The 14,413-nt window shown below is 64.2% G+C and carries 15 protein-coding genes; all 15 read left to right on the plus strand.

The features are described from left to right. The first annotated feature begins 112 nt into the window (after positions 1-112). The 15 genes from SAJA_RS14320 (at position 113) to traD (ending at position 14,411) form a co-directional block, all read left to right on the plus strand. Positions 113-544: an STY4526/YPO1902 family pathogenicity island replication protein gene (locus tag SAJA_RS14320; RefSeq protein ID WP_123659356.1), complete on the plus strand. Its 432-nt coding sequence runs from the start codon at positions 113-115 to the stop codon at positions 542-544. Next, positions 541-2,115 carry a hypothetical protein gene (locus SAJA_RS14325; protein ID WP_123659357.1) on the plus strand — a complete coding sequence of 525 codons (1,575 nt, stop codon included), beginning with the start codon at positions 541-543 and terminating at the stop codon, positions 2,113-2,115. Before SAJA_RS14320 ends, SAJA_RS14325 begins: the two co-directional genes overlap by 4 nt. A 366-nt stretch (positions 2,116-2,481) precedes the next feature. Further along, a complete protein-coding gene (locus tag SAJA_RS14330; RefSeq protein WP_184999917.1) occupies positions 2,482-3,285 on the plus strand; it encodes a PFL_4669 family integrating conjugative element protein in 804 nt (267 codons plus the stop codon). Beyond that, complete coding sequence (locus SAJA_RS14335; protein ID WP_184999918.1) at positions 3,263-3,802, plus strand: hypothetical protein; 540 nt, start codon at positions 3,263-3,265, stop codon at positions 3,800-3,802. Before SAJA_RS14330 ends, SAJA_RS14335 begins: the two co-directional genes overlap by 23 nt. A gap of 136 nt (positions 3,803-3,938) precedes the next feature. After that, on the plus strand, positions 3,939-4,202 hold the full coding sequence (locus tag SAJA_RS14340; protein WP_123659360.1) for a hypothetical protein: 264 nt from the start codon (positions 3,939-3,941) through the stop codon (positions 4,200-4,202). A 104-nt stretch (positions 4,203-4,306) separates the two neighbouring features. Further along, entirely contained in the window at positions 4,307-4,756 is a 450-nt protein-coding gene (locus tag SAJA_RS14345; RefSeq protein ID WP_123659361.1) for a single-stranded DNA-binding protein, read from the plus strand. 218 nt (positions 4,757-4,974) lie between these two features. Next, on the plus strand, positions 4,975-5,406 hold the full coding sequence (locus tag SAJA_RS14355) for a hypothetical protein (RefSeq protein ID WP_221180268.1): 432 nt from the start codon (positions 4,975-4,977) through the stop codon (positions 5,404-5,406). A gap of 239 nt (positions 5,407-5,645) precedes the next feature. Then, on the plus strand, positions 5,646-7,652 hold the full coding sequence (locus SAJA_RS14360; protein ID WP_123659363.1) for a DNA topoisomerase III: 2,007 nt from the start codon (positions 5,646-5,648) through the stop codon (positions 7,650-7,652). Between the two features lie 137 nt (positions 7,653-7,789). After that, positions 7,790-8,368 carry a PFGI-1 class ICE element type IV pilus protein PilL2 gene (gene pilL2, locus SAJA_RS14365; protein WP_123659364.1) on the plus strand — a complete coding sequence of 193 codons (579 nt, stop codon included), beginning with the start codon at positions 7,790-7,792 and terminating at the stop codon, positions 8,366-8,368. Positions 8,369-8,423: 55 nt separating this feature from the next. Further along, positions 8,424-9,644 (plus strand): hypothetical protein, encoded by a 1,221-nt coding sequence (locus tag SAJA_RS14370; RefSeq protein ID WP_123659365.1) that lies wholly within the window; start codon positions 8,424-8,426, stop codon positions 9,642-9,644. Positions 9,645-9,647: 3 nt separating this feature from the next. After that, a complete protein-coding gene (locus SAJA_RS14375; protein WP_123659366.1) occupies positions 9,648-10,403 on the plus strand; it encodes a TIGR03759 family integrating conjugative element protein in 756 nt (251 codons plus the stop codon). A gap of 4 nt (positions 10,404-10,407) precedes the next feature. Then, positions 10,408-11,112 (plus strand): transglycosylase SLT domain-containing protein, encoded by a 705-nt coding sequence (locus SAJA_RS14380; protein ID WP_123659367.1) that lies wholly within the window; start codon positions 10,408-10,410, stop codon positions 11,110-11,112. Positions 11,113-11,131: 19 nt separating this feature from the next. After that, complete coding sequence (locus SAJA_RS14385; RefSeq protein WP_221180269.1) at positions 11,132-11,632, plus strand: integrating conjugative element protein; 501 nt, start codon at positions 11,132-11,134, stop codon at positions 11,630-11,632. Further along, the gene (locus tag SAJA_RS14390; RefSeq protein WP_123659369.1) at positions 11,629-12,189 is read left to right on the plus strand and encodes a hypothetical protein; all 561 of its coding nucleotides are present in this window, start codon (positions 11,629-11,631) and stop codon (positions 12,187-12,189) included. The genes SAJA_RS14385 and SAJA_RS14390 overlap by 4 nt, the downstream gene beginning before the upstream one ends. Further along, positions 12,189-14,411 carry a type IV conjugative transfer system coupling protein TraD gene (traD, locus tag SAJA_RS14395; RefSeq protein ID WP_123659370.1) on the plus strand — a complete coding sequence of 741 codons (2,223 nt, stop codon included), beginning with the start codon at positions 12,189-12,191 and terminating at the stop codon, positions 14,409-14,411. The genes SAJA_RS14390 and traD overlap by 1 nt, the downstream gene beginning before the upstream one ends. Positions 14,412-14,413: the final 2 nt, after the last annotated feature.

Consider the following 14,413-nt stretch of genomic DNA (forward strand, 5'->3'; position numbering starts at 1 on the left):
CCAACGAATCGAATCTCACGCTCGCCACACTGATCTATGCCACCCATTGCCTGGAACAAGGCGATTGGGCGGTGTTGCGCGACCTGAATTTTGGTGAGCGGCACTCAAGGCGCTGCAGTTTTCCGACTTCCTGTCGGTGGCCGGGCGCATGGACGGCCATGTGCTGGATATCCGCCTTGACCGCGAGCGTTTCTGGCTCGTGTTGCAAGAAATGAAAGCCGAACGCGCCGCCGAAAAGCTCAAGACAGAGCTCGTCTGTCGCGAGGCACCGGTCGACATGATGCGGCAATTGTTCGGCATGACCGATGGCCAGTACACCGCCCTGCGCCGGCGCTGTCGCCGCGGACGGCGCGGCGCCGGGCGTCCGGCCGAGCCCGACACCGACACCATGAACACGATCTGGCGCGCCTGGCATCACCGGATGAACGGCAAAGCGCCCGCCTCGGCCGACGAATGGCTGAGGCTGTCCGATGACACCGGCACGGATTGTCGCACACTCTGGCGCTTCATCCGCGGTGCGAATGTATTAGAGCGCACATCATGAGCGGCGACCGGCCCCACCGGAACGACACGCTCGATTCCTATCTCAAACAGGCCGCACACGATCTGGCGCAATCGAACAAGGCCCTGGGCGATGACGCCGAGGGCCTTTTGTTTTTGGGGGTGTGGCACCAGAGCTACCCCGCCATCCTCGTGCGGGATCCGTTTCTCAGTGACAGCGCGAAGGTTCAGTTTTTGCTTCTAATGCAAGAATCGAGCCAGAAACCGCACGACGCGATCGCCATGCCGTCTCTGACGCATACCGCCCAGGTGCTGGGTCACGGTCGACGAACCGTGCATCGCGATCGCACTCTGCTGCGGATCTGTCGCTGGATCAGCCAACACAAGCGCGTACGCGATCGCCGGGGGCGCTACTGCGGCAGTATCAACGCGATTCACAGCGAGCCCTGCGCGCTGGCCGATGCCAACCGACTCGACGCCACGTATTTGCAGCTGCTCGATCGCAGCAAGGGCGACGACGACCCGTATATCCGCAACGCCGCGCTCGCCGCGCTGGCGAGCATCGATCAGGCTCTGAATGCCGGGCACGATCCGCTGGAACCACCGGACCCAATGAATCGACGCATCGAGGCCGCGAAAGCCGTGCAGAGCGGTGGGGGGACGTTCTTCGATCTGCTGATGCCGGAAGGCGGCCGCATCGCCAAGCAACATGATCCCAATAGCGCTGGCCACACTGTGGCCACCTCACCGAGAACGCCAAAATCTGCACTTGGGCAGCCCGAGCCCACTCATCCAAGTGCAAATTTTGTCGACAAATCCGCTCGCCACACTGTGGCCACCCCGTCTGCTGGTGCAAATTCTGCACCTGGATACCCAAGTGTAAATTCTGCACCTGGAGCGTCACAGCCAAGTGCAGATTTTGCACTTGGATCACAAGTTGTTGAAAATAAAAACGATCGGTTGAATTATCCACAAAATACAAAATTTGCACTTGGACCTACTTGTAGTAGTAATACAACTACTACTAACAAGAATGAACCAGAGTCTGCGCGCGCGAGTCGATCGAGCAGCCGGGCGATCGATTCTGGCAAAAGCAGTCCGCCGAACTCAGCGACGCAAGCCGCCGATGCCCTTCGATGGCCCGAGGCATTGCCCGCGAACGAGCGAACGCTGATCGAACGATCATTCGCGTCGATGCAGCTGACCGGCACGCAATGCCAGGAAGTGCTGGATGCCCTGGCACGCAAGCTCCAGGATCCGGACAACCCGATGCGCAGCCCGGTGGGCTATGCCGTCGCGCTCTGCAAGCGTGTCCGATCGGGTACTTTCCAGCCCGTCGGCGCGCCGCCCCGCCCATCCGGCACGGGTGGCAGCGGCGATGACAGCGGACCGCGTGGACCGCGGGGCGAATTGACCGAACTCAGGCGCCAGATCCACAACCTGCAGAGCGAGATCAAGGGATTCGACGACAACCTCATCCCGTTCGCCCATCCCGAGAGTCAGCCGCATCTGGAAGCCCAGCGGGACCGGCTCTGTCAGGAACGCGACGCGCTCAAACAGCGTTACCAGGCCTTGCGGGGCGAGGATGGGGCGTCATGTCGCAAGCAAGCCTGAGTGCTGGCCACAGTGTGGCCAGCCGGCGAACGGCCCCTGCGACCCGCGTTGCGTCGGGTGGCGCTGAACCGATCGCGATGCGAGATCGAACGCCCGTAGTGGATTCGATCGCAAATCGGTGGACACGTGATCGGCGGATTGATCGAACCCGAGTCGCCACGGCCGGGCAGACGCCGCACCGCGACGAGTAGACCGAACAGCCCATTTTCGCCGCCATCGTGCTGGCCACAGTGTGGTCAGCCCATATGCAAAAAATCCGTCGCCCCGCAGCCGGCGTTTTCTGCTGCGATACCGGCCATGCCGGATTTACTGTTGGTGGGGAACGCCCTATTCGCGACAGGCCGTCGCCTAAGCTCGGAGTCACCCATGAGCGAACCTTCCCAAACCACCGGGCCGGCGATCGTGCCCGGACGGCTGCGCAATTTTGTCGAGATGACCATCCAGACCCGTCAGGCACAACGGCTGGTGCAGGGCCGACGCGGTACCGACGGCAAACCGCCGATCATCGGTTTGTATCGCTATGGCGCCATGGTGCGCACGATCTGGTCGGGTGCAACCCGCGACGATCCCTACGCCGACTGGGTTCTGCTGCAGGTCGAGCAGGCACTACATGAATCCAAGGACGAGATCGCGACCTTGAAGCAGACCATCGAAGCCGACATGGCCCGGGTGGCGGCGATGAAGGTGGGCCTGGCGCATTCGCTTGAGCCCGCGAGGGTCGAGCTCACCTTTTCCAACCCCTACGGCTACATGGGCGCTTGGCTACTCGCTGATTTCGATGAGCTCGTGCTGGCGGTGCTGACGGCGCGCCATGTCGGGCTGATCAATCGGGATGCGTCCGAGCGCATGCTCGGCGAGGGCGGTCGCGCCGTTCGCCGGGCCTATGCCACAGCCCAGGGGTACCGGGCGACCGCGGTCAAGCGCGAAGATCTGCGCGGCGGCACGCGGCGCGCCGAGCGCGCCCAACAAGCCATGGGGGAACTGCCACAGGCCGTGCTGGACGGTGACCTCCGGCCCGAGCACGCACCGGTAATCGAGGGCGTGCAGCCGTCGAACAGCCACAGCGACGATGCTGGCCACACTGTGGCCAGCCACGATGACGCGGCGACGGATGAAGCGACTGACACAGATCCCACGACCGACGAGCGTGGTAACGACGATGCGTCGTAGGCAAGCAATCGGCTCAGTTGAATCTGACGAAGCCGTGGCCGGCCGATTTGACGTAGCCCCTTTAAAGGGCCCTTTAAGGGTAAGGGAGGCGCGCCAGCGTCTGGCGGCCCTCGAGCAGGTGATACGGGACGGCGAAGCCGAGGGAACCCGGCTATGTGAATCATTCGGCAAACAGTTTCCGACGGCCCCGGCCAAGATCGTGCGATACAACGATCGGAGCCTGACGTTTTACCGCTGGCGCCAATCCAGTGCCCGGCGGTGGGGCAACCCAAGCACGACGGCGATCAGTCTGACGGGCCAGGCCGGTCGGGCGTTGCTGGCACGCGTTCCGATCTCGGCACGTGGTCACTGGCTCAATTACGAGCGTCGGCGCATCTATCTCAATATGCGCCTGTCGACGGCGTCCTATGAACTCTATCGCCTGCAGGACTGGCTCGACGGTCTGGATGCGATCAAGGCGATCGAACGCGACGGCCTGTCGGTCGATGCGCCTGACAACCAGAACGAGCGCGGATAACCCATCACGCCATCCAAGACCGGACCCATCCGTTCGGCCTAACGATCTGAACGAACATCGACGGGTATTCCGAGGGTGGCCACACTGTGGCCACCCATGATTCGAGCGATGACCGGGCGCGACAACGGAGCGGACGATGCCGCGACTGAACATGCCTGATGAATGGGACCGCGCCGAACTCACAGGACGTATGTATGAAGCCATCGACCTTGAGACGGCCATTCGGGACGGGCGCTTCGCCTCCTTGGGCGAGCTCGCGGATTGTCTCACCGATCAATCCGAACTCATGAACCAAGCGCTTCGATGCCGGACTTGGATCATGCACGCGGACAAGCCCGGTTGCCCCGATCTGCATCGGACGATTGCCCGAACGCGACCGCGCGCGCGTTCGCCGATCTAAATTCCGCGCGCCATCCGCGTGATTCATTGTTGTACCGCAACGCGCTCAGGACGAGGCTGATGCTGTCGAATAGCGACACTCACCCTGACTAACGGAGCGAACCGATGTCGAACTTATTTACCGCTCGGGGCAATCTCGCTGCGGCCCCCGAACTCAAGACGGTCACCGTCAACGGCGAAGACCGCCAGGTCGCCGAAATGCGCCTGTATTGCGATCGTGCCGTGCCGGACGGCGACGGCGGTTTCAAGGACAAGGGCGGATTTTGGCTCAATGTATCGCGCTGGGGCATCGCCGGTACGCATGCCGCTCGCGTGCTCGATAAGGGCGATCGCATCAAGGTCGAAGGCACGCTGGTACAGAACAGTTGGGAGAAGGATGGCGACAAGTTTTCCCGGCTCGAACTGACGGCCGATGATGTCACCCTGGATTTGTCACGCGTCGAATCGATCGCGCGCAAGCCGCGAAACCGACCGACGAACGGAACCGATGACAGTGCTGGCCACACTGTGACCACCCCGGAAGACGGCGCCCAACACGCCGCACCCGTCGGTTGATTCGTCCCATAGCCCGAGAGCTGATGCGCTGGCCACAGTGTGGCCAGCCTGATTTTCGGCCCGTTGGATACCGGAGGACACCACTATGACCCCTGGAAACGCTGCGCCCCACGCCCGATCGTGTCGCGCGTGCGGCTGCACCGACGCGGACTGTACCGGCTGCGTCGAACGCTCCGAGCAACCGTGCTATTGGGTGGGACCCGACTTGTGCTCGGCCTGTGACGATTGGGCTGGCCACACTGTGGCCAGCCGAGCCAACGCCAACCGGCAAGAACAACCCTTTAATCATCATGCAATTCACGATGCGCGGAATCATCTCGAAAATTTTTAAGGCGCATCGCAGCGCGCCGCCTGGCGTGGTCATCAGCGAGACTGATATCGACGCTGTACTTAATCATTTGCGGCGTCTGCCTTATCGGACGGCAACGCCCGCGAGTTGGGACAGACAGCGCCTTTTGCTCCTGATTCGCGAATGCATCGGAAAGAAACCCGTTATCGGGCAATTCAATGAGATCGCACCGGGTGTGTTCGCTGTTATCAAGCCGATGGGCGTGGATCTGACGAATTACCACGATTCCCACGGTCGGTACCAAGTCTGGCTCATGATTCGATCGTGGGGAACGGACCTGGCTCGGATTACCGATCTTTAAGGCAAATGGCAGGCTGGCCACAGTGTGGCCAGCCTGCTCGCCGGACGGCGCTTGCCCCTTACAGAAGCACCCAAGATCGGCGAATATGTGCCTATATTAAGCAAAATTGAGTCGAAAAGTCGATTTCTATCCGGTATCAGGTGTGGGAAGCGAAATTACACGCTAGGCTGCACCCATTTTTCCGCTCGCAGTGCAGTCGGGCTGCGATGCTGTCGGCGTCACTCATTCCCGACAGACCCATGGCTGGCGACACCGTCTATCTCTGCGAAAAGCCGTCCCAGGCCCGCGACATCGCCCGGATCCTCGGCGCGACCCACAAGACCAAGCACTATCTCGCCGGTTCCGGCGTGACCGTGACCTGGTGTTTCGGCCATCTACTGGAAATGGCCGCGCCTGATTGCTACGGCGACGAGTACAAACGCTGGTCGCTAGATACGCTGCCGATCATCCCGGACCCGTGGCGCCTCGATGTCCGGCCCAAGGTCAAGGCGCAGTACAACGCCATCGAACAATTGCTAGGCAAGGCTCGGCATGTCGTAGTCGCGACCGACGCCGACCGCGAGGGCGAAACGATCGCCCGCGAGCTCTTGGATCGCTGCGCGTACCGGGGCCGCATATCGCGGCTGTGGCTGTCCGCGCTCGATGACGCCAGTATCCGCAAGGCCCTGGGCCGCCTGAAAGACGGCGCCGAGACCGAAGCGCTCTATCACGCCGGCCTCGGCCGGGCCCGCGCGGATTGGCTGGTCGGCATGAACCTCACCCGCGCCTATACCGCCATGGCGCGCTCCCAGGGCCACGATCGGCTACTACCCGTGGGCCGGGTCCAGACACCGACGCTGCGGCTTGTCGTCGATCGCGATCGTGCGATCGAATCATTCAAGCCGGTTCCGTATTGGGATCTGGTGGCGACACTGGCGACCGATGCAGGCGAGACGTTCGACGCCCAGTGGCAGCCGCCGGCGGACATGACCGACGCCAAGGGCCGCTGTCTCAATGAAGAGGCGGCCCGACGCATGGCGCAACAGATCGAGGGCGACGCTGCCCGAGTAACAGCCGCCGAAACGACGCGCAAGCGCGCGTCGGCGCCTTTGCCTTACGATCTCGGCACGCTGCAGCAGGACGCCAATAAAACCGCTGACATGGGCGCACAGGCCGTATTGAGCACGGTGCAGGCGCTGTACGAGACGCACAAGGCGGTCACCTATCCGCGAACCGACTGCCGCTATCTGCCGACCAGCATGCAGGGTGAAGCGGATGCCGTGCTTGACGCGATGGCGCGCACCGACCCGCGGGTGGCGGGCGCAGTCGAGGGGGCGAATACGTCGCGCCAGGCGCGCGTGTTCAACGACGGCAAGATTACGGCGCACCACGCCATGATCCCCACGACCGAGCCGGCCGATCTCGGCCGGATGTCCGACACGGAGCGGCTGATCTATCGGATGATCCGGACACGCTATCTGGCGCAGTTCTATCCCGATCACGAATACGACCGCACTGTCCTTGCGCTCGACATGGGCGGCGCGGCGTTTCGCGCCACCGGCAATGGGGTCGTCGTTGCCGGCTGGAAGGCTGTCACAGGCCATGCCGGCGCCGATGAGGCGGATCAAGCCGGCAATGCGCGTCTGCCGATAGTGCGCGAGGGCGACCGCTGCCCGGTCCAGGGCGCGGCGGTTCAGGCCAAACAGACCCAGCCACCGGCGCACTACACCGAAGGCACATTGCTTGCGGCCATGAAAAATGTCGCCTCGCTGGTGACGGACGAACGGCTCAAAAAGATCCTCAAGGACACCGCCGGCCTGGGCACCGAAGCCACACGTGCCGGCATCATATCCACGCTGATCGAGCGCCGGTTTCTGGCCCAAAAGAAAAAGAAACTGGTCGCGACCGACGGCGGCCGGGCCTTGATCGACATGCTCCCGCGGGCCATCACGAACCCGGACACCACGGCGGTATGGGAACAGGCCCTGGATGAAATCAGTGCTGGGCGCATGACGCTCGATGATTTTGTCACGCGGCAAACGCAGTGGATACACAAGGCGGTCAGCCAAGTGCAGCAGCATGGTTTGAATGTGCCGCAAGGCATCGCAACCGGGCCGCAGAAGCAATGTCCCGAGTGCGACAAGCCCATGCGCAAACGCAAGAGCCGGCACGGGGCGTTCTGGGGTTGCACCGGCTATCCGGACTGCAGGGCCACCGTCCAGATCGGCGGCGGCAAGAAAGGCCGCCAGAAGAAACAGGCGACGTGACCCGCCGCCTTGGTGTTCCGGGACCGGGAATCCGAGCGGGCAATCAACAATTCAGCGCGAACCGCGCTGAATTTTCTGTTGTTCCCGCCCTGATCCTGCGCCAGTTTGAGCGCGAATCCTTGGCGGAACGAATCATCATGCACCGGTCACAATTGACGAGTCCGCGCACACCGACCGTACTCGCGGGTCTGACCGCGCTGCTGCTGGTGTTGGGCGGCTGCGCCAGCACACAGGCGCACGCGCCGGCTCATCAGGCGTCAACCGGCGCACCGGCCACGCCGGATCTCTACGCTTTGCCCTCGGACGTTCCCACGGCCAATGTCGTGCGCACCGGCCGTTATCAGCTGGTCCCGCTGGCCCCGACCTCCGGTCAGCGGGATCTGCTGCGCCAGGCCGTGTCCATCGATCTCCCCCAATCGATGCATCTCACGGTCCGCGACGGCCTGGAACATGCGCTGAGGGATTCCGGGCTGCGTCTATGCCCCCGCCAGGCGCAGACCGGCTTCTTCTCGTCCCCGTTGCCGGCCGTGCACCGCGAGCTCGGGCCGACAACGCTATCCGACGCCCTGCAGGTGCTCGCCGGCCCGGCCTGGCGCCTGCACGTCGACTTCGCCGATCGCACGGTGTGCTTTAGCCGCCGCGCACAGCCGGCGGTCGCGGTGACGCGCACGCCGTACCCGACCCGCGACCGCGGCCCCGTGTCGGCGCGAGAGTGATCGCGTCGCGCCCGACAACGGCGACCGTTTCGTTCCCATACACGAGGCCCTGACCATGCGATACCGCACCCTTCCGATCGCCCTGATAATCGCGGCCTCGCTGACGCCGGTCGCCGGCTGCAGCGATAACGACGGGTCCGCCAACGATCAAAGTCAGGGCACAGACCTCGCGGCCGAGCAGAGCGCGGATTCGTCAGGCCAGACGTCAGACAACGGCTCGCAAGACAGTTCGCCGATTCCAGTCAATGATCCGAACAAGACCGCCGACACGGCGAGCACATCACCCCAATCGAAACCCGCGCCGCCGGCGCCGGACCGGGTCCAGCAACTGGCCCAGCAGATCGCCAGCATCAAGCAGGCCAATCAGAAGCGCCTGGATCAACAGGCCCAGCGCATCGATGCGCTCGAGCAACAGGTCGCCGCGCTGACCAAGCGCCTGCGCCAACGGCCGCAGCCGACATCGGCACACGCGAAGCCGGACCAGCAAAAGACCAACCCTGCCAAGACGCAGGCGCCGGATGCGGTATTCCCGCAATCGAGCGACAGCGCCGCGTCACGGGAATCCAAATCGGACGCGGGTCAGTCCGCCGATGCAAGTAACAACGACGAATCAGCCGACGACAGCGACGGCGAACCTGCTTCGTCTGATTCCCCGCCTGCATCAGGCAACGTCACCGGCCCGAATATCGTCACGCACTGCCCGGCCCACGGTGACGCAGCCGATCAATTCGATGTGTTCTTTCAGGCCGCGACCGGCGACGCGCTGGATGCCGCCGCCGATCAGGTCCAATCGGCCGGGCTGTCGGATTGGTTCGCCCGCGCACGCACCGGCCGGCTCTACGTGGGCCGTTACGGCAATTGCCCGCTGGCCGCACGTCGTCGCGACGATGTGCATGAGCGCACCGGCCTGGCACTGAATATCCGGGCAGTCGCCCCGCATCACGCGGGCACATCCAAGAGCACGGATCACAGCCCCGCGCACGACGACGGCGCGGCCGACAACGCCGCTGCGTCGATCCGACGCGCGGCCACTGAACCGGTCCAACCGGTCGTGACCAACGCGCCCTTCGAGGTCATTGGCGTCGAGCTGCGCGGTACGCATCACTTTCTCGGCGTTGCGCCGCACGGCGTCTCTCGTCTGAGTGGCGTGACGTGGCTGGCGCCCGGCAATGCCTATGGCACCTGGACACTGCGCGCCATTCGCACCGATGCCGGGACCGCCACCTTTGCGCATGGCGGTCGCACGATCGCCGTGGCCCTGCCGCGGCGAGGTTGAGCCATGCATCGACACCGGATAAGCCGCGGCGCGCTGGCTCTTGGTATGGCCGCGGCAGTGAGCCTGCCTGCCGCCGCACAGAACCAGACGGCGCCGGCCATGCTCAAGCGGGCCGAGACCACCGACCGGGCCACCCAATCACGCCAGACGCGCGAGACCGCGATTGCCAAGCAGCGGGCCAAGCAGTGGAATCTATCGGTCACTGAATGGGAGCGCTACAAGACGCTGCTCAAGGGCATCGACGGCTATCGCTCCGACAAGCTGGATCCGTTGACCGAACTCGGGATCCGGGCACGCTCGCGTGCCGAACGGCGGCGTTACGCGCGCAAACTCGCCCGTGTCGAGCATGACCGAGCGCAGCGGATCATGGCCTTTCAAAAGACCTATGACCAGGTCTTTTCGCAGCTGTATCCCCAGCAAACGCCGGTCAACGCGGATGGCATGACACAAGCCCTCATGTCGGGCCAGCAGACCGCTGCCAAGCTCGGTCTCGATGGATCGGCGCGCAAGGCCGTGTTCGTGCGCCTGCATGACTGCAACGCCTGTCGCACCAGGGTCAAGCAGCTAGCCGCGGCCGATACGCCGATGGACATTTTCGTCGTCGATGCCGATTCCGACGATGCGATCCGGTCCTGGGCGATGGCCGTCGGCCTGGATCCCAAGCGCGTGCGCGGCGGCACAATTACGCTCAACCACGCGCCGAAAGCCGTGGCCAAACAGCTGGCCGACGAGTCACTGCCGCGCGTGATCAATCGCTGATCCCATGCGGGCCCGGCTGCTCATCTGGCTGGTCTGCGGCGTCGCCCCGGCGGCGATCGCCGCCGGACACACCGTGCCGACGGCGTATGCGAACGCCGCGCACGCGCGCCAGGTACCGCCTAGAATGCTCTATGCCCTGTCACTGACCGAATCGGCGGCGACGCTGTCATTCGGTCGCCGGCCCTGGCCGTGGACGCTCAACATCGCCGGCCGCGGCGAGCGCTATGCCAGCCGCGACGCGGCCTGCCAAGCGCTAACGGCCGCGCTCACGCACACGACAATCGTCGACGTCGGCCTCGGCCAGCTCAACGTGCATTGGCAACAGAGGCTGTTCGGAACCGATGGCCGTTTCGCCGATCCCTGCGCGGCACTCAATCCCTACGCCAACCTGGATGCCGCGGCGGCGATTCTGTATCGCTGCCACGAGCGGACCGGTGGCAGTTGGATCGTCGCCGCGGGCTGCTATCACCGGCCGGCCGGCGGCCCCCCGGCCGCGCGCTATCGCGACGCCTTCTCTCGGGAACTCGCGCGACTGCGCGACGACGGCCTGCGGGTCGCGACCGGACACACACCCGGCCCGCCCCCTATCGGCGCCCAGCCGGCCGCGGCGGTCGGAACGAAGGCCGAGAACCCGTCCACGGCGACCGCGAGCCGCGTGACCTGGATCAATCCCACACACGACAACCGGAGCAGCCATGGGCTTGACTAGCCGAACGCTGTCATGGGTCTTGATCGCGAGCGTGGCGCCCCTGGCGTCGGCCCAGGCCGGGCTCACCGTGATCGGCGACCACGGCGGACAATCGGCGCGTGCCTACTACGCCCCGATCGCCGGGGCCGGCATCGATGAACAACACGCCTACAGCGCGCGCGCCGAAGCCATGAGCCGCGGCCCCGTCAAAGAAGCGGATCTATTGCCGGTCCAATCGAATCGACTCACGCCCGGCGCGGTAACCGCCCGCAAGCTCACGCTCCCGTCCGGGATGACGCCGTTTTTTATTATCGGTGCGGACCGGATGTCGTTGCGCTGGATCAAACAGCGCGCCGCCCGCCTGCGCGATCTGCACGCCGTGGGCCTCGTGGTCAACGTCGGGTCCGCCGCTCAATTGACGCAGTTGCGCGCGGTCGGCGGCGGCCTGGTGATGCGACCCGTGGCTGGCAACGACATCGCCCGGCGGCTGGATCTGGCCCATTACCCCGTGCTCATCACACCCAAAGGAATTCAGCAATGAGCCAACACGCGAGACAACCCATCGATCTGTACCGCGTTTATCACCATGACGCCGAGGCGGCGACACGGTTTCTCGGCGACGTTGTCGACATCGTCGACCGCGTCGAGCAAACACTGGGTTATGAGGGCCTGTCATCGGCCGCGCTGCAATGGGAGACCGCCGATCTGTATGCCCTGCAGCGGCTCGCCCTGCGCTATGCCGAAACCGCGCTCGACAAGAGCGACTGGATCACCCTGCATCGTTATGTCGCCCAACTGGCGGTGGCCGACGGCGCCCAGAGTCCATGGCCATGGCAGGCCATGGATCTGATGGGTTTCGCGCTATCCGACTACCTGGCGGATCGTCCCGCTGCCGGCGATCCGCTGTTGCACGAGATCGTCGCTGTCACCCGTCAGGGCGCGGCTGACGCGATCCATGACGTGTATCGGCGCTCTCGTTGCAATCTCTATGACGCGATCCGCAGCGACCGGGCACAAGACGGGATGCTGGATGATCTGTGTGAGACGGTCATCGCCCGCCGGCCCAATCGAGCCACCGAGACCCCGGCGGGGACCTGATGGCTTCGTCGCACCCCATCGAAGCCAATCTCCGGCCGGCGGTCGAGATCTATACGGCCTATGCCTGCGGTCTCTGTGCGTTTGCCTGCGTGGTCTCGCCCTGGATGCTGGCGCTCGCCCCGAGCGTGGGCTATGGCATGGCCGCTGCTTTTGGGGTCTTCGGCGGCCATCGGTTCATCCAGGCCTGGCGGATCGTGCGCTATCGGCGCGGTATGCGCCGTCTGCCGCGTTTCGCGGTGTCATCGCGTCAGATCCCCGTCAGCAAGCGTTATCTGTGGATCGGCCGGGGATTTGAGTGGCAGGTTCAGCACACCCGCCGTCTTTATGAATCCCAACAGCCGGAAGCACAACAGTTTCTACGCCCGAGTCGGATGTATCGCACGGCCCGCGCCCTCGAGGCGCCGCTCGAACGCCGGCATCTGACCTGGTTCGTGGATGCGCTGCGCGCCGATACGATCTTCAATCCCGTCCGTCCGCTGCCACCCGTGGGTGGGAATCCGGTCTTACACGCCGTCGAGCCGAACGAGACCGACATTTACATGCCGCTGGCCGATCGAGGCGGGCATACCCTGGTCCAGGGTACGACCGGTGTCGGCAAGACCCGGCTGGCCGAAGTATTTGTGACCCAGGACATCCGCCGCCAGATCCATGGCGGCGAGGTCGTAATCGTCATCGACCCCAAGGGCGATGCCGATCTGATGAAACGGATGTATGTCGAGGCCCAGCGCGCCGGCCGGCTCGACGCGTTCCGCGTGTTCCATCTCGGCTATCCGGAGGTCTCGGCCCGTTACAACGCCGTCGGCCGCTTCGGCCGGATCTCGGAAGTAGCCACGCGCCTGTCCGGCCAGCTGTCCGGCGAAGGCAACTCCGCGGCCTTTCGCGAGTTCGCTTGGCGCTTCGTGAATATCGTCGCCCGTGCCCGGCACGCGCTCGGGTACCGGCCCACCTACGAACAGATTCTGGCCGACGTGGTGGCGATCGACGAGCTCATGATCGAGTACGGCAGGCATGCCCTGCCCGCGGTCGACGAAACAGCCTGGCAACAGATCATCGAGATCGAAGGCGGGCTCAACGAAAAGAAAGTCCCCCGCAACATGCAGGGCCGGAATTATCGCGTGGTCGCGATCGAGATCTATCTGCAGCGCAACAAGGTCGCCGATCCGGTTCTCGCGGGCTTGAGATCCGCGGTGCGCTACGACAAGACCTATTTCGACAAGATCGTGGCCTCGCTGTTGCCGCTGTTGGAAAAACTGACCACCGGCAAGACCGCCGAGCTCCTGTCGCCGGACTACAACGACATCGACGACGAGCGGCCGATATTCGACTGGCGCCAGGTCATCCGCCAGCGCGGCGTCGTCTACGTCGGACTCGACGCGTTGTCTGATTTCGAGGTCGCCCAGGCCGTGGGCAATTCCATGTTCGCGGACCTGGTCTCGGTGGCCGGTGATATCTACAAGCGCGGCGTCGACGACGGCCTGCCGGGTGCCGATCCCGACAGCAAGCCGACCATCAATCTGCACTGCGACGAATTCAACGAGCTCATCGGCGACGAGTTCATTCCGCTCATGAACAAAGGCCGTGGTGCCGGCATCCAGATCACCGCCTATACCCAGACCCTGTCCGACATCGAAGCAAGGCTGGGTAACGCGCCCAAGGCGCGCCAGGTTATCGGCAACTTCAACAACGTCATCATGCTGCGCGTGCGCGAGGAAACCACGGCCCAGCTGCTCACGCGTCAGCTCCATCAAGTCATGGTCAGCCAGCGAATGCTGGTCTCGATGGCGTCGGATAACTCCGATGTCGACACCGATACCGATTTTTCCTCAAGCGGGGGCGATCGCGTGTCGACCCAACAAGTCCCGATGCTCGAGCCGTCCGACATCATCAGATTGCCCAAAGGCCAGGCGTTTGCACTACTCGACGGCGGCACGCCATTCAAGATCCGGATGCCGCTGCCCAAAGCCGAGGACTCGGCCGAATTACCGGCCGATCTGTCCGAGATCGCCGAGCGCATGCGCGCGCGCTATCAGACCGCCGATCACTGGTGGGCCGACGTCGCGCCGCCGCCGATCACCATCGACAACACATCGTCCGGGCCCGCACCGGCACCGGCTGCCGCGGACAGCCCACCCGAGGTAGCCCGTCCGGCGGCATCCCAGGTCAGCGCGTGGGCTGGCGACGACATCCATGACGCCGCGCTCGATATCGACGACGAGGATTGATG

The sequence above is a fragment of the Salinisphaera japonica YTM-1 genome, assembly GCF_003788585.1.
Lineage (GTDB): Bacteria > Pseudomonadota > Gammaproteobacteria > Nevskiales > Salinisphaeraceae > Salinisphaera > Salinisphaera japonica.